We start from the raw sequence: 22,701 nt of genomic DNA on the forward strand, positions 1-22,701 counted from the left end.
GTGAGCAGTCCTACGGACTGCTCACTTGGTGCTGCACTTCGGCAGATCGCCGGTGTCGCCGGAGCGGATGTCCTTGAGGGCGCTCAACGCGTCGCCAATGGTGCCCACCTTGACGAGCGTGAGCCCCTCGGGGGTGTCCTTGGCGGCGGCCGCGCAGTTGTCGGCGGGCGTCAGGAAGTACTGAGCCCCCTTGTCCCGCGCGCCGACGGTCTTCATCTCGATCCCGCCGATGGGACCGACCTTGCCGTCGTCGTCGATGGTGCCGGTGCCGGCCACGAACTTGCCGCCGGTGAGGCTCCCGGACGTCAGCTTGTCGTAGATACCGAGGGCGAACATCAGCCCGGCACTCGGGCCACCGACATCGGCGAGCTTGATGTCGATGGTGAACGGGAAGGTGTGGTCGGTCCCGGCGGAGATCCCGACGATGGCGCGCTCGGCCCCGTCGTCGTCGGACTTGGCGGTGGTGATGGTGATGTCCTGCGTCTTGGTGGCCGCCCGCTTCGCCTTCTCGGCGGCGGCCTGCTCCGCGGCGGGCACGACGGTGAAGACGACCTTCTCGCCGGCCTTGTGCTTGGTCACCAGCTTGGCGACGTCGGCGGGCTCCTTGACGGTCGTACCGTCGACGGCCTTGATGACATCACCGGCGTGCAGTTCCCCTTCGGCCGGGGAGCCCTTCAACACAGTGGAGACAATCACCCAGGACTGCACCGGAACGTCGAGCTCTTTGAGAGCCGCGACCTTGGCACTCTCCTGGGACTGACTGAACTCCTCGGCGTTCTCCTGGGTCGACTGCTCCTCGGTCTTGCCGTCCGGGTAGAGCGTGTCGTGCGGCACGACCTTGTTGTCGTGCGCGAGCCACCCGTACACGGCCTCGACGAGGTTCATGTTGTAGTCGGCGCTGGTGACCCGGACGGTGGTCATGTTCAGGTGCCCGGTGGTCGGGTAGGTCTTGCGCCCGGAGATCTGCAGCACCGGCTCGCCGTCGTGGTCCCCGAGTGTGTTCACGGTCGGCCCCGGCGACATCTCCGCGTACGGCACGGTGATGAACACTCCTGCGCAGAGGAGCGCGATCAGCATCAGGGTGGAGGCGAGCATCGTCGCGGTGCGGCGTGGCATGGCACGACAGTACGGGACGGTCCTGTCGGCGCACCGTCAGGGCCGCCCATGCGGTGTCTCAGGTGCGGGACTTCTCCATGGCCTCACGGAACCGCACATAACCATCAAGCTCGGGCCCGTCACCGCGGGTCCTGCGAGTCCGGTTGGCCCAACTGCCCCACAGTCCGGCGCCGATCGCGGCCACCAGCGGAATCAGCAACCAGGCGAGCGCCGCCATGCCGACCTCCCAACCCCAAAGAGTGACCGCAACTGACTGATCAGCAGATTAACCTCCGCTGTGTTAACGCTCACGCCCGGGGGCCGGTTACGCAACCGGAGCCGTGTGGCTCAGCAGGCGCCGACCCATTCCTCGGTCCCGTCGGAGAACGTCTGGTGCTTCCAGATGGGCACTTCGTGCTTGAGGTCGTCGATCAACTTCCGACAGGCGGCGAAGGCCTCCCCCCGATGGGGACAGGACACGGCGACGACAACAGCCAGATCCCCCACACCCAAATCCCCAACGCGATGGACAGCGGCGAGCGCCCGCACAGGAAACTCGGCGACGACCTTCTCGGCGACACGCCGCATCTCGGCTTCGGCACTGGGATGACACGAATAGCCGAGCGCCTCGACATCGGCACCCCCGTCATGATTCCGCACGGTCCCCACGAACAGCGCGGTCCCCCCGGCGGAGTCGTCCCCCACAGCCCGAAAAACCTCATCCAGAGAGAGCGCCTCATCCCGAACAGCAAGAAGCTTGATGGGCTCCGAAGCGCCCTTCTCACCAGGATGATCATTAAGGGATGCCATACCCCCATGGTGCCACCCCAGCCTCACCACTCAGCCAGGCCGGCACCACCCAGCCCGTCCGGCGTTTGAGGACGAGGCCGTTCAGGCCGAGCTTTTCCCACCCACCCGCCGCACCCTCCACCACAAGCCCCCAGGCACACCCAGCCCGTCCGGCGCTTGAGGACGAGCGCGTTCAGCGCGAAAGGGGGGGCTGGGGGCGCAGCCCCCAGGGATGGGACGGGTAAGGGCGGCGGGGGCGAAACAAACCCACCCCACCCCCGGCCCTCAGATCCGCCGCCGAGCCTTCCGAGCCCGCCGAACCACCGCAGCCGCACCCAACAACGCCACCGTCGCCCCCGCAGCCCCCGCCGCGGTCGCATCCTTCCGCCCCAGCCGCCGCCCCACCACGGTATGCCGCCCCGCAACCTCCTCAAGCAGCTCAGCGAGCACCTCCTCATTGCTCCACTGAGGCCGCCACCCCGCATCGTGCAACCGACTCCCGCTCACCACCCAGGGGTACATCGTGTACGCCAGATCCCCGGCCGGAGAGGGCGTGAGCCCGATCCGGTGCAGCCGGGCAGCCGCACCCAGAGCGACAGCGGACGGCAGCTCCATGCGCCGGATCCCACTCAGCTCCTCGACCTCCTCCTGCTCCAGCCACCCGTCGCACCCGACGGCAAGCTCCCCCTCGACCTTCTCCAGCACCGCGTACTCCAGCGCACTGCACAGATCCTCGACGTGACAGAACTGCCAAGCAGGCCGCGACCCGGCCACAACAAGCAGCCGAGGCGACTCGAAGTACCTGGTAAGAGCGGTGTCCGTGCCGCCGATGAGCACCGCGGGCCGCACGACCGTCACATTGAGCCCGGGATGTGCCCGCGGCGCGCGCCGGGCGAGCCGCTCGATCTCCAGCAGGTCCCCGACCCCGGTCGCCTCGGCGGTCGCCCGCAGCTCGGCGTCCTCCGCCAGCGGCAGTTCGTTGTCCGGCAGCGCCCCGTAGACCATCGCCGACGTGCACAGCACGACCCGATGGACCCCGGCCGCGGCGGCAGCCGTCAGCACGGTCTGCGTCCCGCGCACGTTGTACGCCGTTCGGGCGGCTCCGTCCGTCTCCAGGTCCAGATCGACGGCCAGATGCACCACGACGTCGGCGCCGCGCAGCTTCTCCGCGATGGCCGGATCCCGTACGTCGAGGATGTGCCACTGCGCCGCCGCGCACTCTCCGCGCCGCTCGTCGATGGCGACGACCTGCTTGATCTCCTCGGACGCGGCGAGCCGCTCGGTGAGCAGCGCTCCGATGCCGGTCGCGGCGCCGGTGACCGCGACGACCGGCCCTCGTACGGCCGGGTTGGTTGAGTGGTTTCGCGCTGCGCGAACCTGCGGATCTGGGGAACTCACCGGCGTCTCCAGCGGTTGTCTTCAGTAAGGACGCGCGTGACGCGTACGTACCAGGTGACATCCATCCTGCCGCAGGCCAGGAGTCGGCGGAGCATCGAGCCCCACAACCGGCCGTGGTGTCTAGGCTGGGTGGTGTTGTCGGGCAGCCGCCGTCGAAGAGCCGACGGCCTTACCAGCCGAGGAATCCCGTGAGTGACACCCCATTCGGATTCGGCCTTCCGCCGGAGGAGCCGGAGAACGGCGACGAGGGCAAGAAGAAGGACCAGCAGAGCGGTGGTGGTCAGGGACCGTTCGGTTTCGGACCTGCCGGCTTCGGCGGTCCCGGAGGCGACAATCCGCTCGCAGCCATGTTCGGTTCCATGAACCCCAACGACCTGGGCGCGGCGTTCCAGCAGCTGGGCCAGATGCTCTCGTACGAGGGCGGTCCCGTGAACTGGGACATGGCCAAGCAGATCGCCCGCCAGACGGTCTCCCAGGGGACGCCCGACGGCGTCAAGGACTCCAGCATCGGCCCCGCCGAGCGCACCGCGGTCGAGGAGGCCGTCCGGCTGGCGGACCTGTGGCTGGACGACGCGACATCGCTGCCGTCCGGTGCGGGATCCGCGGTGGCGTGGAGCCGCGCGGAGTGGGTCGAGGCGACCCTGCCCGCGTGGAAGGAGCTGGTCGACCCGGTCGCCGAGCGTGTCGGCGCGGCCATGGGCGACGTCCTGCCCGAGGAGATGCAGGCCATGGCGGGCCCGCTGATCGGCATGATGCGCTCCATGGGGGGCGCCATGTTCGGTACGCAGATCGGGCAGGCCGTCGGTGTGCTCGCGGGCGAGGTCGTCGGCTCGACGGACATCGGTCTGCCGCTGGGCCCGGCCTGCCGGGCCGCGCTGCTGCCGGCGAACATCGAGGCGTTCGGCAAGGACCTGGGCGTGCCCCAGGAGGAGGTGCGGCTGTATCTCGCCCTGCGCGAGGCCGCCCACCAGCGTCTGTTCGCCCATGTGCCGTGGCTGCGCTCGCACCTGTTCGGCGCGGTCGACGGCTACGCGCGCGGGATCAAGGTCGACACGGCCAAGCTGGAGGACGTGGTCGGCCAGTTCGACCCGCAGAACCCCGAGCAGATCCAGGAAGCGCTCCAGCAGGGCATGTTCCAGCCGGAGGACACCCCGGAGCAGAAGGTCGCCCTGGCCCGTCTGGAGACGGCTCTGGCGCTCGTGGAGGGCTGGGTGGACGCGGTGGTCCACGCGGCCGCGAAGCCCCGTCTCACGTCCGCTGACGCGCTGCGCGAGACCCTGCGCCGCCGGCGTGCCACGGGCGGTCCGGCCGAGCAGACGTTCGCCACGCTGATCGGCCTGGAGCTGCGCCCGCGCCGGCTGCGCGACGCCGCGCGCCTGTGGGCGTCGCTGACGGACGCGCGCGGTGTCGACGGCCGTGACGGCCTGTGGGCCCACCCGGACATGCTGCCGACGGCGTCCGACCTGGACGACCCGGACGGTTTCGTGCACCGCGAGCAGCTGGACTTCTCGGAGCTGGACAAGATGCTCGGCGAGGCGGCGGGCGGCTCCGCCGACAAGCCGAACCTGAAGAAGGACGACGACTCCGAGTGACGCTCCACGGTGACGCGGTCCAGGTGCTGGAGAAGTATGAGGATCAGCAGGATCTCCGTCAGGTCTACCTGGACCATCTGGACGGCCATCCCGACGGGATGTGGAAGGCCTGCAAGGACGGACACATCACAGCCAGCGCTCTGGTGATCGACCCGGAGCGTGAGCGGGTCCTGCTCACGCTCCACAAGAAGCTGCGGATGTGGCTCCAGATGGGCGGGCACTGCGAGCAGAGCGACGACACGCTGGCGGACGCCGCGCTCCGCGAGGCCACGGAGGAGTCCGGCATCCCCTCGCTGCGGCTGCTCCAGAGCACCCCGGTCCGCCTGGACCGGCACCACACGCCCTGTGCCTGGCACCTGGACGTGCAGTACGCCGCCGTGGCCCCGAGGGGAGCCATGGAGGCGATCAGCGACGAGTCCCTGGACCTGCGCTGGTTCGCCTACGCCCAGGTGGCGGACGTGGCGGACGACTCGGTCGTACGACTGCTCGAAGCAACGCGCGCCAGACTGTGAACGTGTAAGGGGCGACCGCCCAGAGTGGTCGCCCCTTACACGTCCCGGTTGTCCGTCCGGTGCGGCTAGCTCCAGGCGTTGCCCTGGTTCTGCGCCCGCGCGCCCTGCTGCCCCATACCGAACTGGGCCGCGGCGCCCTGGCCGATCTGGGCGTGCTGCGGCGGCAGCAACTCGCTGGGCTGGACCAGCGCGTAGCCGCTGCCCATGAAGCTGAGCTCCCAGCCCTCGCCAGTGTTGCCGCGGCGCCGCCACACGCCGGAGGTGTGCGTCTGGGCCTGCATCTGCACGCGCAGTCCGGTCGACCAGGCGACGATCGCGTCGGCGTCGCAGTTGACGTACTTGTCCGGCGTCACCTGCATCATCAGCGGCGCGCCCGAGGTCATCAGGGCGACCCTGCCGCGTCCGGTGATGTTGAGCTGGTACTTCCCGGAACCGGAGATGCCGTACAGGCTGTCCACGGCGATGACCTCGTGGTGCAGCCCGGAGTCCATCGCCAGCACGTAACTGCTGTCGACCGTCAGCCCGTCCTGTTCCACGTCCACCAGATGGATGTGCTGGGCGAGGTTGGCGAGATAGACCGTGCCCTGCCCGTGGCAGCGCATCAGGTCCAGGCCCTCGCCCGTGCGGGCGCGGGAGCGGCTCTGGTTGCCGCTCTGGTACTCGGCGTCGAACTCCATCAGGCCCTGGTAGGCGACCATCGTGCCCTTGCGGGCGAGGATGTCGTCGTGGCCCTCCAGGGTGACCCGGAGCATCTGCTTGTTCTGCAGACTCCAGCGCTCCTGGGTCTGCGAGTCGTTGTGCGCGAAAAGTGGGCTCTGCATGGCGTTCTGGCTCCCCCTCAACCCCGGATCCGGAGACGGTCGGTGCTGTCCTCGCTGGGCTGGACGACGACGATGCCCTGGCCGGAGAAGGCCATCTGGTAGGCCTCGCCACTGCCCCGGCCGATGAGCGACTGCGCCTTGAAACTGCGCTTGCCCTTCACCTTGAGGTTCGGGGACCAGGCGACGAGCGCGTCCGGGTCGACGTACGTCTCGTCCTCGCCGCCACCGCAGTCGACGACGATCGGCTTGCCCCGGGAGGTCAGCGCGACCCAGCCCTGCCCGGAGATCCTGGTGTTCCACAGGCCCTGCCCGGCGAACTTCGCCAGCCCCTTGACCCGCTCGACGCCCCAGGTGAGGTGCGCGTCGAAGGCGAGCAGGTTGGTTGCGTTGACGGAGATGCCGTCGCCGTTGAGGTTGATCACGATCACGTTCGCACCGTAGTCGGCGAGATAGAGCAGGCCGTCCCCCGAGCACTTCATCAGGGGCGCGCCCTCGCCGGTGGCCCAGTCGCGCGCGATCTGGCGTACGGCCGGCGGGTTGGGCTCGTACTGGACGAAGCCTTCGTAGGCGACCATCGACCCCACGCGCGCGAGGAGGTCGTTTCCGGTCTGCATGGCGACCTTCAGCATGTGGTTGCCGTGGTTCTCCATGCGGGCGGTGACGGGTGCGGGAGCGTAGCCCGCGAGCGGCTGGTTCATGACGGGCTCCCTCAGACCTCGTACGGCTGGACGACGATGAAGTTTCCGGGCGCGCCTCGGAACTGGAGGTTGACGCTCTCTCCGGTGTCGCCGGGGTAGGCGTTGCGGCGCATCCGTACCTGGCTGGAGACGACCACCTGGGAGGCGGCCGACCAGGCGACGACGGCGTTGCAGTCGGCGAACGTGGTGGGCGTGACGGGGAGCACCACGGGCGTGCCGTGCGTCTTCACGACGATCGTGCCGGTGCCCTGGAACTGCATCGTGAACAGAGCGCCGCCGGGGATGCCGTGTCCCTCGACGCGGCGGACCTCGTACTGGAGGCTCTCGTCGAAGGCGAGGACGTTCTCGGCGGAGACGCAGATCGCGTCGCCCTGGAGCTCCACGGGGTGCAGATGGGTGGAGTTGTCGGCGAGGAACACCTGGCCCTGGCCGGTACAGCGCATCAGCTGCATCTCCTGGCCGGTCGCGTTGCCCACGATCCGGCCGGCGAATCCGGCGCCCTTGTAGCTGAAGTCGACCTTGCCCTGGTAGAGCACCATGCTGCCCTGGCGGGCCAGCACGGGCTGGCCGCCGACGCCCAGGTCGACGCGGATCAGCTTCTTGCTCTGCGGTGTCCAGCGCTGCCCGGTCGGCGTCTCCTTGAACTGCTGGAGCGCGGCTGTGACACCGGGGTTCTGCCCGGCGCCCTGCGGCACTCCATAGGAGGCCTGCGGGCCGGGGGCCTGCCCGAACGGCGGCTGCTGGCCGAAGCCGGGAGGGCTGGGAGGACCGGGAGGCCCGGCCGGGGCCTGGGGCGGCTGCGGCTGACCGTAGCCAGGGGGCAGCGTTCCAGTCTGGCCGGGTACCTGGCCGTACGGAGCCGGCGGGGGCTGCGGAGCCTGCGAGGGTACCTGCTGTCCGTAGGGCGCGGGCGCCGGAGCCGGGGGCGGGGGCGGCACCTGGGCGCCGCCGGGCGGGGTCATGGGCGCGACGATGGTGGGGGCCGCGTGCATCGACGGCGCGGGCGCCGGAGCCGGGGGCGCGGGGGCTGCCGGAGGGGGCGCGAAACCCTGAGCGGCGGGCTGCGGAGCGGCCGGAGCCGCCGGCGCCGGAACGCCGAACGCGGGAGGCGCGAACCCGGGAGCGGCAGCGGGCTGGGGCAGCTGCGGCTCAGGCGTCTCCTCCTCGGCGACCTCTCCGCCGAAGTTCTTCAGCAGCGCGTCGAGGCCGCCGTCGAAACCCTGTCCGACCGCGGCGAACCGCCACACGTCCTTCAGGTAGAAGTCGCCCAGCATCACGGCCCGCTCGGTGGAGAACTCCGAGCCGTCGAAGGAGTAGCGGGCCACCTCCTCGCCGCCGGCGACGATACGGACGTATCCGGGGGCGATCTGCGACATCTGCCCGGCGCCGTCGAGCGTGGCCGTGAACGACAGTTTCTGGATCTGCGGCGGGATCCGGTCGAGCGTGACGCGGAAGGACTCCGTGTCGCCCGCCTGGGCGCCCAGGAGCTGGATGGACTCCTCGGGAGACTTCGGCTGGTTGAAGAAGACGAAGTACCGGTCGTCCGAGAGCTGCTCGTCGGCGTCAAGGCCGAAGCAGCTGATGTCGAAGGTCAGCCCCGGTCCGGAGATCTGTACGCCTACGTACAGATCCGTGCCCGCGGTGAGATCACTGATCCTGGCCTTGTGGCCGCGTTGGAATTCCCTGGCCATGCGTACCGACCGTCCCCCATCCCGAATGCCGAATGCGTCGGGTCAGGCTAACGGCTAATTCCGGACGCGGCCGAAGCCGGTACAAACCCGGTACACAACGCCCCGTCACGACCACGCGCCTGCCGCCCGGAGGTCACTCCCCGCGCGCGGAGGGCGGATGCGGCAGCCGGTCGGCGGCGACCACTCCTTCGAGGTAGCCACGGGCCCGTTCGGTGCGCGGATAAGCGTCCAAGAGCCGCCAGAAGCGGGGCCCGTGTCCGGGTACCAGCAGGTGGGCCAGCTCATGGAGGAGGACGTAGTCGACGACGTACTCGGGCATGCCCTGCAGCCGGTGCGACAGCCGGATGCTGCCCTCGGCCGGGGTGCACGAGCCCCAGCGCGTGTTCTGGTTGGTGACCCAGCGCACCGAGGTGGGCCGGGCGCGGCCGTCGAAATACTGGTCCGACAACTGCTCGGCTCGCTCGGCCAGCTCGCTGTCGCCGGGCACCCGTTTGTGTTTGCTCTCCTGGGCGGCCAGTTTGTCGAGCATGACAGTCACCCAGCGCTGTTCCTCGGCCTCGGACATCCGGGCCGGGATGAGCACGACGGTGCGATCGCCCTCGCGGTACGCGGAGACCGTCCGGCGTCGCCGGGCACTCCTGCGAACCTCGATCGCGCTCGCCCCCGAGCCGCTTGGCGGCTGGCTCGTCGTACTGCGCTGTGGGTTTCCGGCGCGGTGCAGTGGGTCGGCGGGCACGGCACGACGTTACCCGCTGCACATGGGGGAAGTCTTGACTCCGGGACGGTTCGGCGTCGATCCCCCACCATGCGTTTGATTTGTACGACGAATACCCACCACCTGTGGACAACTTTCGACGCCCGATGAGCAAACCCGGCATGCTGACTCTCGTCGACGGAACGAGCACCGACATCCGCCGACAAACAGGGACTTTCAACGGGGACTTTCTCTGGCTACGGGGGCCTGCCATGCGATCAACCACCACACCCGCGCCTGCGTCGGACACACCGGACACGTCTGTCGCGCCGCCGGACACGACCCACTCGGGTGAGACCCGCCCGCGTGTCACCCACCCGATGATGAAACCCGCGCTGCGGCGTGGCTGGCGGGATCTGAACACGGTCCAGTTCGGGATGACACCCGCACACGCGATGACCCTCGGTCCGATGGACACGGCGACGGGCAGCTTCCTGGGCATGCTCGACGGCACGCGCGGACTGTCCCGCCTCCACGAGGAAGGGCATCGCATGGACCTGCCGGCCCATCATGTCGACGGACTGGTGGAGCGACTGGGCGAGGCCGGCCTCCTCGACGACGCGACAGGCGGCGGCCCGGCCGTCGAAACGCTGCGCGGCAAGAAGAAGGTCCTGGAGCGGCTGAGCCCCGATCTGGCCTCCCTCTCCCTGATCGCACCGGCGCCGGGCGAGGCGATGGCACGGCTGGCAGCCCGCCGGTCGCTGCGCGTGCAGGTCCGGGGCGCGGGCCGGGTGGGCGCGGTGGTGGCGTCGCTGCTGGCGGGTGCGGGGGTGGGCCACGTCGATGTGCGCGACGGTGGCGTGGTCGAGCCGTGGGACGTCGCGCCGGGTGGCCTGCCCGCCGATTCCGTCGGCGAACGCCGGGACGAGTCCGCCCGGCGCGCCGCCCGACGAGCGGCCCCGGACCGCGCACCACGGCGTACGGACGTCCAGTCGCCGCCGGGTGAGGGCGACCCCGGTTTCTCCCTGGTGATCCTCGCCCCGCGCGACGACCTCGCCGTGCACGCGCCCGACCCGGCCGCCGCCGAACCACTCGTGACCTCCGGCACACCCCATCTGTACGCCGGTGTCGTGGAGGGGACCGGTGTCGTGGGCCCGCTGGTACTGCCCGGGGAGACGGCCTGCGCCGGCTGTCTGGACCGCTGGCGCGTCGACCGGGACGCCGTCTGGCCACGACTGGTCGCCCAGTGGCGTTCCGCACGACCACGCCAGGTCAGGGCCTGCGACCTGGCCCTGGCGACGACGGTCGCGGGGCTGACCGCGAGCCATGCGCTGGCCTTCCTGGACGGCAGGAACCCGTCCACGGCGGGTGCCCGCTGGGAGGTCTCCGTCCCCGGGCTCGACTGGCACTCCCGCCCGGTCTGGGCGCACCCCGCATGTCCCTGCGGTGCCGAGGAGAAAAGTAAGAAGGGGGAACGCACCTCCGAGGACGGGGAGTCGCACGAGACAATGGCTGAGCAACGGCCGTCGACCGGGTTACGCCGTAAGGCACACGCGACGCAGCCGTCCGGAACTTGGAGGGCGCATGTCTGATCTTCCCCGGAAGGCGGTCACCCGTACCGCCAAGCTCGCCGCGCTCCCGCTCGGCATCGCCGGGCGGGCGACCTGGGGACTGGGCAAACGGATCGTCGGTGAGTCGGCGGACATCGTCGGCCGCGAGCTGCAACAGCGCACGGCGGAACAGCTGTTCAAGGTCCTCGGCGAGCTGAAGGGCGGCGCGATGAAGTTCGGGCAGGCCCTGTCCGTCTTCGAGTCCGCCCTGCCCGAGGAGGTCGCGGGCCCCTATCGCGCGGCGCTGACGAAGCTCCAGGAAGCGGCTCCGCCGATGCCTACGCGCACGGTGCACTCGGTGCTGGAGAAGCGGCTCGGCGCGGACTGGCAGGAACTGTTCCTGGAGTTCGAGGAGAAGCCGTCCGCCGCGGCCTCGATCGGCCAGGTGCACCGGGCGGTGTGGCACGACGGGCGCGAGGTCGCGGTCAAGGTGCAGTATCCGGGCGCCGGCGAGGCACTGCTCTCCGACCTGAACCAACTGAGCCGCTTCGCCCGTCTGTTGGGCCCCCTCATCCCCGGGATGGACATCAAGCCGCTCATCACCGAACTCCGGGACCGTGTCTCCGAGGAACTCGACTACGGTCTGGAGGCCCAGGCCCAGCGGGCCCACGCGGCGGAGTTCACGGACGATCCGGACGTCGTGGTACCGGACGTCGTCCATCAGTGCGAGCAGATCCTGGTGACGGAGTGGATGGACGGCATACCGCTGTCGGAGGTGATCACCAACGGCACCCAGGAGCAGCGGGACCGCGCGGGCCAGTTGCTGGCCCGGTTCCTTTTCTCGGGACCCGCCCGCACCGGCCTCCTGCACGCCGATCCCCACCCCGGCAACTTCCGTCTGCTGCCCGGCGGCCCGGCGGGCAAGGACGACTGGCGTCTGGGTGTGCTGGACTTCGGCACCGTCGACCGGCTCCCGGGCGGCCTGCCCCCGACGATCGGCGACTCACTGCGGCTGACCCTGGACGGCCAGGCCGAGGCGGTCTACGAGGCCCTCTGCGCGGAGGGCTTCGTCAAGGACTCCATCGACCTGGACCCCGACGCCGTGCTCGACTACCTCCTGCCGATCATCGAACCGGCGCAGGCGGACGAGTTCACCTTCACCCGGGGCTGGATGCGCAACCAGGCGACCCGCATAGCCGACCCGCGCTCCCCCGCACACCAACTGGGCAAGCGGCTCAACCTGCCCCCGTCGTATCTGTTGATCCACCGGGTGACCTTGAGCACCATCGGCGTCCTGTGCCAACTGGGGGCGACGGTCCGCATGCGCGCGGAACTGGAGGAGTGGCTACCGGGTTTCCTGCCGGAGGACGAGGAGGAGGCGTCGGCTGCCGGAGTCTGAGCCGGCTCACCACCAGGCCGAGTCCAGCCGTCCCTCGATCGCTCTGAGGTTCTGCCGGGCGCATGTGTCGCAGAGATAGTGACGCGTGCCGTTCTCCACCGAGCAGGTCCAGGTCAGCGGCGGGCCCTCGGCCTGCGTGCCGCAGTGGGCGCACACGACGGTGCGGGGTTCCGTGGAGGAACCGCTGTCGTCACCGCCACCGGGGACGTCGTTGCTGCCGGGAACACTCGTCACCAGCCGACGATATCGCTGTGACCGGTGGTCCGGCGGGCACAACGCACTGCGGGGGCCGGTCCGTTCGGACGGACCGGCCCCCGCGGGAAGGGACTGCTATTACTGCCGAATCGCCGTGGTCGTTACTGCATGACCGCCATGGCAAGCGCACGGCGGGCACGCAGCGAGGCGCGCTCGGCTCGGCGCTGGAGGCGACGGGCGGTCACCACGCGGTGCGCGCGGCGTTCCCGCTCGGCCTCCTGAAGGCGGTCGTGCATATGCGCACGAGCCAGGGCTTCTGGGATGAGTTGCATCTCTCGGGTCCTGTTCTGGCGCGAGTCGTTCGCACCGGTGGTGGTGAAGTCCGGGGTCGCGGAGCCGACGGGCTCGCTGGTGGTCGGCGTCATCGGGGCCTGCTTCTTGGGGTCGTGCGTGAAGGGGCGGTCGATCGTTCCTGTGATGTTCATGCCGTGACCGGGTTCTTGCGCGGACGGCCACGCGGCCGCTTGCGGGCCACGACGACACCCTGGACGAACAGTTCGCCGCCCCAGACACCCCACGGCTCACGCCGCTCCTTGGCGCCGGCGAGGCAGGCCTCCATCAGCGGGCAGGTGCGGCAGAGCGACTTGGCGTACTCGACATCGGCCGGCGACTCGGCGAAGAAGACCTCCGGGTCGTAGGAACGGCAGGGGACGGGTACGCCGAGGTTCTCGATGGCGTCGTCGAGCGCGGTGAGCGCAGTGAGCGGGATCAAGGTGGAGTCCTCCGTGAGGCCGGGCGGGGGGATCGTTTCGGAAGGCGGTACTGACGGGGCGTGCGCTTCGAGTTGCACGGTTCGTCTTCCTCGTCTGTTCGTCCCGGCCCTGTTGGGCCGGTGTGGCTGGTACCGGCGGGTTTTCTCTTGTCCCGAGGCCCCTTCACTCCGTTGTCCCCGTTCGGGGAAAACAGAAGGGCCGCGGATCCCGGATGGGGTTCCGCGGCCCTGAAGGCGCCGGCCTGATCAATCAGGCTGGATCACTCCAGGGTTCTGGCCCACGGAAGGCCCACATCGTGTGGTGCTGCGTCGTCTGCTTCAGGGATCCGGCACCGGCCGCGAAGGCATAGACCGGGGCCTGTGCCTTTACTGCTCCTGCTTCCAGTGCCTTGATCGGTCGCTCATTGCGCTCGCGGACAGGGAGACCCGCGAGAGACACGGAGGACGCCGGCCGGACGGCAGGAATGCCGGACAGACCGGTGCCCAGGTTCGAGACGCCGAGCATGCACAGGGAGACGGCCGAGAGATCGGTCATTTTGACCTCGCTGACAGAGCTGGTGTAGATGCTGATCACTGGACTCGCCTCCTCTCGGCGTCTTGGGGGACTGGGGTGAACCAGTCCAACGGATATACGACTATGAAGTACAGCACGGATCCAGGTCTTCTGAGAAGACTCCGTGCCCGTGGCTAAGAACCTATGGGGATTGCCGGGGCATGCGCAAACTATTTTTCCGACGAGTTTGAATCAGTCACTCCCGCCCTCACCCTCAACTTCCTGACCAGCGCAGATGGCCAGAACATCGGCTCCGTACCGGTTGAGCTTGCGCACCCCGACGCCGGGGATGCGGGCCAACTCCCCTGCTTCGTCCGGGACGGTCTCCGCGATCGCCATCAGGGTCCGGTCGGTGAAGACGCAGAAGGCGGGCTGGCCACTGCGTGCCGCCTGGTCCGCCCGCCACTCGCGCAGCCGCTCGTAGAGGCCCTCGTCCATGTCGGAGGGGCACTCGTCGCATCGCATCAGTTTCATCTCGCCCGCGTCGGTCAGCGTGCGCCCGCAGACCCGGCAGCGGGCCGGGGTTCTCTGTGTCCTGCGCGGGGTCACGCCGGGGCTGCCGCCGAAGCCGCGCTCGATGCCGCCGGGGCCGGCCGTGCCCGTCCGGTGGGCGGTGGTGACGGAACCGGGGCGCAGGCCGTCGAGGAAGCGGCTGGGGCGGCGGTTCGGGCGGCCTCCGGGGGCACGGGAGAGGGCCCAGGAGACATGGAGGCGTTCTCGCGCACGGGTCACACCGACATAGAGGAGACGGCGTTCCTCCTCGATCTGCTCGTCCGTCTTCGCATAGGTGATCGGCATCATGCCCTCGGCGACTCCGACGACGAAGACGACGTCCCATTCCAGGCCCTTGGCCGAGTGGAGGGAGGCGAGGGTGACGCCCTGGACGGTCGGGGCGTGCTGCGCGTTCGCCCGCTCGTCGAGTTCGGCGACGAGGTCGGCGAGCGTGGCGCCCGGTTTCGCGGCGGTGAAGTCCTGCGCGAGGTGCGCCAGTGCGGCCAGCGACTCCCAGCGCTCTCTGACGGCCCCGGAGCCCGCAGGCGGCTCGCTGGTCCAGCCCTCCCCCGACAGCACGGCGCGCACCTGTGAGGGCAGGTCGACGACATCGTCCAGGAGGGAGTCGTTGCCGCCGAAGCGGGCGGCGGCGCGGAGCTGATTGATCGCCTTGCGCACCTCGGGTCTGTCGAAGAACCGTTCGGCGCCGCGCAGCTGGTAGGGGACTCCGGCGTCGGCGAGGGCCTGTTCGTACGCCTCGGACTGGGAGTTCGTCCGGAACAGGATGGCGATCTCGCCGGCCGGGACGCCGGCGGCGACAAGGTCGCGGATGCGGCGGGCGGCGCCTTCGGCCTCGGCGGGTTCGTCGGCGTACTCGGTGTAGCCGGGCTCGGGTCCCGGGTCTCGCTGGGAGATCAGTTCCAGGCGGTGTTCCGCGGCGCGGCCCCGGGCCTGGGCGAGCAGGCCGTTGGCGAGGTGGACGACCTGGGGGGTGGAGCGGTAGTCGCGTACCAGCTTGACGACGGTGGCACCGGGGTGGCGGGTGCGGAAGTCGAGCAGATGGTCCGGAGTTGCTCCTGTGAACGAGTAGATGGTCTGGCTGGCGTCGCCGACCACGCACAGGTTGTCCCTGTCCCCGAGCCACAGTTCAAGCAGCCGCTGCTGGAGCGGGCTGACGTCCTGGTACTCGTCGACCACGAAGTGCTGGTACTGGGAGCGGACCTGTTCGGCGATGTCGCGCCGGTCCTGGAGGACGGCGACGGTGAGCAGCAGGACGTCCTCGAAGTCGATGACGGAGCGGTCCCGTTTGAGGTCCTCGTAGGTGGCGTAGATCTGGGCGATCTCGGCCGGGTCGCGGGGGGCGACGCGGCCGGTCTTGGCGACGGAGGGCGCGTAGTCGGCGGGGACGGTCTGGGTGACCTTGGACCATTCGATCTCGGCGGTGGCGTCCCGCAGTTCGCCCCGGTCGAGGCGGATACGGCAGGCTGCCGCGGCATCGGCGACGAGCTGGATCTTGCGGTCGACCAGGCGGGGCATGGAGCCGCCGACGGCCTTCGGCCAGAAGTACTGGAGCTGGCGCAGCGCGGCCGAGTGGAAGGTACGCGCCTGGACTCCGCCCGCGCCGAGCTGGCGCAGTCGCCCGCGCATCTCACCGGCGGCACGGGCGGTGAACGTGACGGCGAGCACGCTGGAGGGCTGCAGGATCCCGGCGCGCACACCGTAGGCGATGCGGTGGGTGATCGCCCGTGTCTTTCCCGTGCCGGCGCCTGCCAGCACGCACACCGGACCGTGCAGGGCGGTGGCCACTTCGCGCTGCTCGGGATCGAGTCCGTCGAGCACCGCGTCGGCCGAGTCCGGAACCTGCGGGAAGAGGGTGGAGTGCGTTGCTGCTGTCACACGGCCATGCTGCCAGGTCGCCGGAGACAGGTGAGCCGGTTGTCCACAGGCACCCCCTTGCAGTCGTACTAATCCGGCAGGCGTCCCTCTCAGAAAACCCTGGATACCCCTCATGGGAATGGCGGACGGGTCGCGTACGTTCCACCACAGCGAGCACCCGTCCCCCGAACTGCTGAGGAGCGCGAGAGACATGCCGGGCACTGTGACGATGTACAGCACCACGTGGTGCGGCTACTGCCGTCGGCTGAAGAGCCAGATGGACCGCGAGGGCATCGCGTACAACGAGATCAACATCGAGCAGGACCCGGACTCCGCGGCGTTCGTGGAGAAGGCGAACGGCGGCAACCAGACGGTTCCCACGGTGCTGGTCGTGCCTTCCAACGACGGCCCCGAGGTCGTGATGACGAACCCGAGCCTCGCGCAGGTGAAGCAGGCTCTCGGCGCCTGACCCGCGTGTTCCCGACCCCCGACCGGCCCAGCGGCCGTGCGGGGGTCTTCGCGTACGTCAGACCGCGCTGTTCGGCTTCGGCAGCGGCTTGCCGTACCAGAGTTCGATCAGGCGGGCCGCGATCGAGATGCCGTACGGCGGGAGGACCTCGCCGGATTCGAAGCCCGCGCGCAACTCCTCGCGGGAGAACCAGCGGGCCTCGTGGATCTCGTCGCCGTCGACCTCGATGTCGGTGGAGGCGGCGCGGGCCATGAAGCCGAGCATGAGGCTGGACGGGAACGGCCAGGGCTGGCTGGCGACGTACTCGACGTGGCCGACGAGGATGCCGGCCTCCTCGAACACCTCGCGGCGCACCGACTGTTCGATGGACTCGCCGGGCTCGACGAAACCGGCGAGCGTCGAGAAGCGGCCCTCGGGCCAGTGGACCTGGCGGCCGAGGAGGATACGGTCCTCCTCGTCGGTGACGGCCATGATCACCGCCGGGTCGGTGCGCGGGTAGTGCTCGGCGCCGCAGGCCGGGCAGCGGCGGATGTGGCCGGCGGCGGCGATGACGGTGCGCTCGCCGCAGCGGGAGCAGAAACGGTGCAGCCGCTGCCAGTTCTCCAGGGCGACGGCGTGCACCATCAGTCCCGCGTCCCGGGGCGAGAGGAGCAGGCCGGCCTCGCGCAGGCCGGCGGGGCGCGCCGACTGGTCCATGCGGCCGGGCAGGGCGTCCTTCTGGAGGGCGAAGTAGCTGGTGCCTTCCTCGTCCTTGCCGAGGAAGTAGCGGTGCGCCTCGGTGAGGGGGGCTTCGAAGGAGGGGGTCATGACGAGTTCGGTACGTCCTTCGGACGTCTCGTCGATGAGGACCTGGCCGCCGGAGACCACGAAGCAGCGGGTGGTGGGGTGGCTCCACGCCGCGGCGAGCCAGGCCTCGTCGAGCCGGTGGTGCGCGGCCCGGTCGATGCCGCTGGGGGCGGTGAGCGAGATCGGACGGTCGGCGGTGTAGTCGGTCCAGGTGGTCACAGGTGCTTCCAACTCCCCCGGTGGAACGGATATTTCGGCGGGCGGTTCGGCGGGATGTGGGTGGGGACGCGGGGGCGGTGGTTTTCGGGCGGGCTCGCGCGGGTGCGGGGCAGTGCTGCCAGTGTGCCCCGGGGCGGCTGCAGGCTCCGACCGCGCGGGGTCGTCAGGCCTCATGGCGCCAGTTCTCTGCGAGGTCGCCCCAGAGGTGGGCGGTGGTCTCGACGCCCTTGAGGAGCAGGTCGATCTCCACCTTCTCGTTCGGGGCGTGCCAGCCGTCGGAGGGGACGGAGATACCCAGGAAGAGCACGGGGGCGCCGAGGACGTCCTGAAGGTCGGCGGCCGGGCCGCTGCCGCCCTCGCGCGTGTAGCGGACCGGTTTGCCGAAGGCGCGGCTCATGGCGCGTACGACGGACTGCAGGGCGGGGTGGTCCAGCGGGGTCAGACACGGGCGCGTGGCCGCCGCGAACGTGATCTCGTACCGGATCCCGTCGGGGACACGGGTCGCGGTCCAGTCGCGGACGATCTTCTCGATGTGGTCGGGGTCCTGGCCTGCGACCAGCCGGAAGGAGAGCTTCACCATGGCCGAGGCCGGGACGATGGTCTTGCTGCCGGGACCCTGGTAGCCGCCGCCGATGCCGTTGACCTCGGCGGTGGGGCGGGTCCAGACGCGTTCCAGGGTGGTGTGTCCGGCTTCGCCGTGGGTGGCGTACGACTTGGCGGTGCGCAGCCACTCCTTCTCGTCGAAGGGGAGTTCGGCGAGGAGTTCGCGTTCGCGGTCACTGAGTTCGGTGACGCCGTCGTAGAAGCCGGGGATCGTCACGCGCGCGTGCTCGTCGTGCAGCGCGGCGACCAGGCGGGCGACCGCGGTCGCCGGGTTGGGCACGGCGCCGCCGAAGGAGCCCGAGTGGATGTCCTGGTCGGGTCCCTGGAGCTGGATCTCGCACTCGGCGAGGCCGCGCATGCCGGTGCACACCGTGGGGGTGTCCTCGGCCCACATACCGGTGTCGGAGACGATCACGGCGTCGGCGGCGAGCCGGTCGGCGTGCTCCTCGACGAGGGCCCGGAAGTGGATGGAGCCGGACTCCTCCTCGCCCTCGACGAGCATCTTCAGATGGACGGCGGGTGCGGTGCGGCCCGTGGTCGCGAGGTGGGCACGGACGCCGAGTGTGTGGAAGAACACCTGGCCCTTGTCGTCGGCGGCCCCGCGCGCGTGGAGGCGGTTTCCCCGGACGACCGGTTCGAAGGGGTCGCTGTCCCAGCCGTCGTCGCGGGCGGCGGGCTGCACGTCGTGGTGGCCGTAGACGAGGACCGTGGGGGCGGCGGGGTCGTCGGCGGGCCACTCGGCGAAGACCGCCGGGGCGCCCGGGGTGGCCCAGACCTCGACGGTCGGGAAGCCGGTTTCCCTGAGTTTGGCGGCGAGCCAGTCGGCGCTGCGGCGTACATCGGCGGCGTGGTCGGGTTGGGCCGACACGGACGGGATGCGCAGCCACTCGGCGAGGTCGTCGAGGAAGGCCGCGCGGTGCTGCTCGATGTACGTACGGACGGCGCTGACGTCACTGTCAACGGGATGGCTCATGGTCGAGAGCCTATCGGCCCGCGCTGACATCCTCGTCCGGTACTTCGAACGCGGCCGGCTCCTCCAGGAGCAGCCGCTCCAGCGCGGCCCGGTCCGGGAGATCGGGCCGTACGATCTCGCCGCTGCGCACGTACAGGAAGGCGGCCCCGACTGCCTCCGGGGGCACGCCCTGCTGTTCGGCCCAGGCCAGGCGGTAGACGGCGAGCTGGATGGGGTCGGCGGTGGGGGCGCGGTGGGTCTTCCAGTCGACGATCTCGTACGTCGCCTCGTCGCCGTCGCCCTCCTTGTAGACGGCGTCGATCCGGCCCCGTACGACGCGTCCGGCGATGGCGAGGTGGAAGGGGGCCTCGACCCGGTAGGGCGTTCGGTGTGCGTACGGGGTGTGCTCGAAGGCGTCCTTGAGGTTCTCCAGGTCGCGTTCGTCGGCGATCTCGGCGTCGCTGCCGGGCAGTTCATCGGGTTCCAGCATGGGGAGCTGCAGTTCCTCGAAGCGGGACTCGACCCAGGCGTGGAAGCGGGTGCCCCGGCGGGCGGCGGGCCGCGGCGGGCGTGGCATGGGGCGGGCCAGCTCCTGCGCGAGGGCGTCCGGGTCGGCGGCCAGGAGCATCAGCTGAGTGGCGGTCAGCGACGGGGGCAGAGGGACGTCGGTGACGCTCTCCCGCGCGCGGAGCAGTTCCCCGGTGAGCGCGTCGAGGTCGCGATCCCAGGAGGCGACGGCACGGGCCTCCTCGGGGGTGAGATCCGCTTCGGCGGGGTGCCGGCGGGCGTGCGGCACCGTGGGCGGGCGCTCGTGGTCGTGTCCGGTGTGGGGCACGCGCGCGTGGGGCGGCGTCTGTGTGGGCGGTTCGGGGCGGTCCGTGGTCAAGGCGTCCCAGTCGGCGTCGTGCTCTGTGGGGAAGCCGGTGTCTTCGTCAAGAGGGCCGTCGTACGGAATCTCGTCGTCGTCCGGCGGCGGGGGCCAGTCCGGGTCTTCGTACATGTCCGGGTCCGGCGCGGCCGCGGGGTGGGTGTCCTCGTGGGAGGCGAGGGTCTCCAGGTGGGCGAGAACCGTCTCGGCGGCGGCCCTGCGGTGGCGGAACGCGGCGTCGTCCAGCGGGAGGGGCCAGAGTTGGTCGGCGGTCGTCGCGTGCAGGGCGGGGTTCTCCTCGCCCTCCTCCGGTTCGTCCGCCCAGGCCTCGATCTCGCCGTGTCCGGCCGCGCAGTGGCCGTAGAGAGCCTGGAGGAAGTCGGAGGGGCCGCGGGGCTTCTTCTGGGAGGGGCCCCACCAGTGGCCGGAGCCGAGCAGGAGGGAGCGGGGGCGGGTGAAGGTGACGTAGCCGAGGCGGAGTTCCTCGGTGTGCTGGTGGTCCTTCATCGCCTCGTGGAAGGCCTTCATGCCCCGGGCGTCCCAGGCCTCGATGTCGGGCAGTGTGTCGGTGTCGCCGCGCAGCTCGTGCGGCAGGACCTTGGCCTGGGAGGTCCACTTCTCGCGGCCCTGGGCGCTGGGAAAAGTGCCGGTGACCAGGCCGGGGACGGCCACGACGTCCCACTCCAGGCCCTTGGACTTGTGGGCGGTGAGCACCTTGACGGTGTTCTCGCCGCCGGGCAGGGCGTTGTCGAGGCCCTTCTCGTACTGCGCCGCCGTGCGCAGGAAGCCGAGGAAGGCGAGCAGGCTCGCCTCGCTCTCGTGGGCGGCGAACGAGGCGGCGACGTCCAGGAAGTTGGAGAGGGTCTCGCGACGGCGGGCTGCCAGGGCGTGCGGAGACGCCGACAGTTCCACCTCCAGGCCGGTGACGGCGAGCACACGGTGCAGTACGTCCATCAGCGGGTCGGAGAGTGAGCGGCGCAGGTCGCGCAGTTCGGCGGCGAGCCGGGCGAAGCGCACGCGCGCGTCCGGCGAGAAGGGCAGCCCGTCGTCGTCACCCTCGCCTCTGAGGGACGTCTCCAGGAAGGTGTCCAGGGCGTCCGCGAGCGATATCACCTCGGAGGGGTCGACCCCCTCGACGGCCTCGGCGAGCCGGCGGTCCGGGTCGTCGGTGTCACCCACGCGCGCGTGGGACACGAGGAACCGGGCCCGGCGGCCCAGGAGGGCGAGGTCGCGCGGGCCGATGCGCCAGCGCGGGCCGGTCAGCAGCCGGACCAGGGAGGCGTTGGCCCCGGGGTCCTGGAGGACCTCGCAGACGGACACCAGGTCGGCGACCTCGGGCAGGTGCAGCAGCCCGGAGAGCCCGACGACCTCGACGGGGACGTCCCGGGCGACGAGCGCGCCCTGGATCTCGGCGAAGTCGGTGGCGGTGCGGCACAGGACGGCGATCTCGCCGGGCGCCTTGCCGGTGCGTACGAGGTGGGCGACGGAGTCGGCGAGCCAGTCGATCTCCTCGGCGTGGGTGCGCAGCAGCGCGCAGCGCACCTGGCCGTCGCGTTCGGCGCCGGGTGCGGGGCGGAGGGCCTCCACGCCCGCGTGCATGGCGCGCAGGGGCTCGGCGAGGCCGTTGGCGAGGTCGAGGAGACGGCCTCCGCTGCGGCGGTTCTCGCTGAGGGACTGGCGGGCGGCCGAGCCGCCGTCGGCGTGGGCGAAGTGCTCGGGGAAGTCGTCGAGGTTGGCGACGGAGGCGCCGCGCCAGCCGTAGATGGCCTGGCAGGGGTCGCCGACCGCGGTCACCGGGTGGCCAGTGCCGCTGCCGAACAGGCCTGCCAGGAGGACGCGTTGGGCCACCGAGGTGTCCTGGTACTCGTCGAGGAGGACCACCCGGAACTCCTCGCGCAGGACGCGGCCCACTTCGGGGATCCGGGCGAGCGTCGCGGAGTGGGCGATCTGGTCGCCGAAGTCGAGGAGGTCGCGTTCGCGCTTGGCGGCCCGGTAACGGGTCACCAGCTCGGTGAGTTCACGGCGGGCGGCGGCCGTCTCGGGGACCTTGCGCAGGTCCGCGTTGGTGAGTTTGGCGCCCTCCAGGGCGCGCAGCAGCTCGGCGTCGTACGCGCGCAGTTCCTCGGGGCGGACGAGGTGTTCGGCGAGTTCGGCGTCGAGGGTCAGAAGGTCGCTGACGAGGTCCGGGAAGGAGCGGGTGAGCGCCGGGTACGGGCCGGGGGCCTCGCGCAGTACGCGCGCGGCGAGCTGGAAGCGGGTGGCGTCGGCGAGCAGGCGGGCGGTGGGTTCGAGGCCGATGCGCAGGCCGTGGTCGGTCAGGAGGCGGCCGGCGAAGGCGTGGTAGGTCGAGATGACCGGTTCGCCGGGCGGGTTGTCGGGGTCGATGACGTCCGGGTCGGTGACGCCCGCCTTGACGAGCGCCTTGCGGACGCGTTCGGCGAGTTCACCGGCGGCCTTGTTGGTGAAGGTGAGGCCGAGCACCTGTTCGGGGGCGACCTGGCCGGTGCCGACGAGCCACACCACGCGTGCCGCCATCACCGTCGTCTTGCCCGACCCGGCTCCGGCCACGATCACCTGCGGGGCGGGCGGCGCGATGATGCAGGCCGTCTGCTCCGGGGTGAAGGGGATGCCGAGGAGCTCCTTGAGCTGCTCGGGGTCGCTGATACTGGCTGGCACGT

General features: G+C 70.5%; 21 protein-coding genes and 1 pseudogene. 5 read left to right on the forward strand and 17 right to left on the reverse strand.

Annotated features, from left to right (window positions below; all coding sequences use genetic code 11):
• Positions 1–21 precede the first annotated feature (21 nt).
• The 5 genes and pseudogenes from LUX31_RS13205 to LUX31_RS13220 form a co-directional block, all read right to left on the reverse strand.
• Positions 22–1,116: a YlbL family protein gene (locus LUX31_RS13205; RefSeq protein ID WP_235474972.1), complete on the reverse strand. Its 1,095-nt coding sequence runs from the start codon at positions 1,114–1,116 to the stop codon at positions 22–24.
• Between the two features lie 58 nt (positions 1,117–1,174).
• The gene (locus LUX31_RS13210) at positions 1,175–1,333 is read right to left on the reverse strand and encodes a hypothetical protein (RefSeq protein WP_189147013.1); all 159 of its coding nucleotides are present in this window, start codon (positions 1,331–1,333) and stop codon (positions 1,175–1,177) included.
• 110 nt (positions 1,334–1,443) lie between these two features.
• A complete protein-coding gene (locus LUX31_RS13215; protein ID WP_235474973.1) occupies positions 1,444–1,905 on the reverse strand; it encodes a molybdenum cofactor biosynthesis protein MoaE in 462 nt (153 codons plus the stop codon).
• Positions 1,906–2,046: 141 nt separating this feature from the next.
• Positions 2,047–2,198: pseudogene (locus tag LUX31_RS37865) on the reverse strand (cobyrinate a,c-diamide synthase); the annotation flags it as partial.
• The gene (locus LUX31_RS13220; protein WP_235474974.1) at positions 2,170–3,282 is read right to left on the reverse strand and encodes an SDR family oxidoreductase; all 1,113 of its coding nucleotides are present in this window, start codon (positions 3,280–3,282) and stop codon (positions 2,170–2,172) included. The pseudogene LUX31_RS37865 and the gene LUX31_RS13220, both read right to left, overlap by 29 nt.
• Before the next feature lie 188 nt (positions 3,283–3,470).
• Between LUX31_RS13220 and LUX31_RS13225 the strand changes: the two genes are divergently transcribed.
• Positions 3,471–4,874 (forward strand): zinc-dependent metalloprotease, encoded by a 1,404-nt coding sequence (locus tag LUX31_RS13225; RefSeq protein ID WP_235474975.1) that lies wholly within the window; start codon positions 3,471–3,473, stop codon positions 4,872–4,874.
• Positions 4,871–5,386 (forward strand): NUDIX hydrolase, encoded by a 516-nt coding sequence (locus LUX31_RS13230; protein ID WP_235474976.1) that lies wholly within the window; start codon positions 4,871–4,873, stop codon positions 5,384–5,386. Before LUX31_RS13225 ends, LUX31_RS13230 begins: the two co-directional genes overlap by 4 nt.
• Positions 5,387–5,451: 65 nt before the next feature.
• Here LUX31_RS13230 and LUX31_RS13235 read toward each other — a convergent pair whose 3' ends face one another.
• From LUX31_RS13235 to LUX31_RS13250, 4 genes are all read right to left on the reverse strand, one after another.
• Positions 5,452–6,207 carry an AIM24 family protein gene (locus LUX31_RS13235; protein WP_235474977.1) on the reverse strand — a complete coding sequence of 252 codons (756 nt, stop codon included), beginning with the start codon at positions 6,205–6,207 and terminating at the stop codon, positions 5,452–5,454.
• A 17-nt stretch (positions 6,208–6,224) separates the two neighbouring features.
• The gene (locus LUX31_RS13240; protein WP_235474978.1) at positions 6,225–6,905 is read right to left on the reverse strand and encodes an AIM24 family protein; all 681 of its coding nucleotides are present in this window, start codon (positions 6,903–6,905) and stop codon (positions 6,225–6,227) included.
• Positions 6,906–6,916: 11 nt separating this feature from the next.
• A complete protein-coding gene (locus tag LUX31_RS13245) occupies positions 6,917–8,596 on the reverse strand; it encodes a TerD family protein (protein ID WP_235474979.1) in 1,680 nt (559 codons plus the stop codon).
• 133 nt (positions 8,597–8,729) lie between these two features.
• The gene (locus LUX31_RS13250) at positions 8,730–9,332 is read right to left on the reverse strand and encodes a M48 metallopeptidase family protein (RefSeq protein WP_235474980.1); all 603 of its coding nucleotides are present in this window, start codon (positions 9,330–9,332) and stop codon (positions 8,730–8,732) included.
• A 338-nt stretch (positions 9,333–9,670) separates the two neighbouring features.
• On the opposite strand from LUX31_RS13250, the gene LUX31_RS13255 reads away from it, so the two are divergent.
• On the forward strand, positions 9,671–10,882 hold the full coding sequence (locus LUX31_RS13255; protein WP_235479906.1) for a TOMM precursor leader peptide-binding protein: 1,212 nt from the start codon (positions 9,671–9,673) through the stop codon (positions 10,880–10,882).
• Positions 10,875–12,239, forward strand: a complete 1,365-nt coding sequence (locus LUX31_RS13260; protein ID WP_235474981.1) for an ABC1 kinase family protein — start codon at positions 10,875–10,877, stop codon at positions 12,237–12,239. The genes LUX31_RS13255 and LUX31_RS13260 overlap by 8 nt, the downstream gene beginning before the upstream one ends.
• Positions 12,240–12,245: 6 nt before the next feature.
• On the opposite strand, the gene LUX31_RS13265 is transcribed toward LUX31_RS13260, so the two are convergent.
• The 5 genes from LUX31_RS13265 to LUX31_RS13285 form a co-directional block, all read right to left on the reverse strand.
• Positions 12,246–12,473 (reverse strand): hypothetical protein, encoded by a 228-nt coding sequence (locus tag LUX31_RS13265; RefSeq protein WP_235474982.1) that lies wholly within the window; start codon positions 12,471–12,473, stop codon positions 12,246–12,248.
• 122 nt (positions 12,474–12,595) lie between these two features.
• Positions 12,596–12,919: a hypothetical protein gene (locus tag LUX31_RS13270; RefSeq protein WP_164409200.1), complete on the reverse strand. Its 324-nt coding sequence runs from the start codon at positions 12,917–12,919 to the stop codon at positions 12,596–12,598.
• Positions 12,916–13,284 (reverse strand): WhiB family transcriptional regulator, encoded by a 369-nt coding sequence (locus LUX31_RS13275; RefSeq protein ID WP_020119791.1) that lies wholly within the window; start codon positions 13,282–13,284, stop codon positions 12,916–12,918. Before LUX31_RS13275 ends, LUX31_RS13270 begins: the two co-directional genes overlap by 4 nt.
• A 172-nt stretch (positions 13,285–13,456) precedes the next feature.
• The gene (locus tag LUX31_RS13280; RefSeq protein WP_235474983.1) at positions 13,457–13,780 is read right to left on the reverse strand and encodes a hypothetical protein; all 324 of its coding nucleotides are present in this window, start codon (positions 13,778–13,780) and stop codon (positions 13,457–13,459) included.
• 171 nt (positions 13,781–13,951) lie between these two features.
• Positions 13,952–16,147 (reverse strand): ATP-dependent DNA helicase UvrD2, encoded by a 2,196-nt coding sequence (locus tag LUX31_RS13285; RefSeq protein WP_235474984.1) that lies wholly within the window; start codon positions 16,145–16,147, stop codon positions 13,952–13,954.
• A 190-nt stretch (positions 16,148–16,337) separates the two neighbouring features.
• Between LUX31_RS13285 and LUX31_RS13290 the strand changes: the two genes are divergently transcribed.
• Positions 16,338–16,595 (forward strand): glutaredoxin family protein, encoded by a 258-nt coding sequence (locus LUX31_RS13290; protein WP_235474985.1) that lies wholly within the window; start codon positions 16,338–16,340, stop codon positions 16,593–16,595.
• A 57-nt stretch (positions 16,596–16,652) separates the two neighbouring features.
• Here LUX31_RS13290 and nudC read toward each other — a convergent pair whose 3' ends face one another.
• From nudC to LUX31_RS13305, 3 genes are all read right to left on the reverse strand, one after another.
• On the reverse strand, positions 16,653–17,600 hold the full coding sequence (gene nudC / locus LUX31_RS13295; RefSeq protein WP_235474986.1) for an NAD(+) diphosphatase: 948 nt from the start codon (positions 17,598–17,600) through the stop codon (positions 16,653–16,655).
• Between the two features lie 163 nt (positions 17,601–17,763).
• Positions 17,764–19,176, reverse strand: coding sequence for a dipeptidase (locus LUX31_RS13300; protein ID WP_235474987.1), 1,413 nt, complete (start codon positions 19,174–19,176; stop codon positions 17,764–17,766).
• Positions 19,177–19,186: 10 nt separating this feature from the next.
• Positions 19,187–22,699, reverse strand: a complete 3,513-nt coding sequence (locus tag LUX31_RS13305) for an ATP-dependent DNA helicase (RefSeq protein WP_235474988.1) — start codon at positions 22,697–22,699, stop codon at positions 19,187–19,189.
• Positions 22,700–22,701 lie beyond the last annotated feature (2 nt).

Source organism: Streptomyces sp. GQFP (genome assembly GCF_021545335.1).
Taxonomy (GTDB): domain Bacteria; phylum Actinomycetota; class Actinomycetes; order Streptomycetales; family Streptomycetaceae; genus Streptomyces.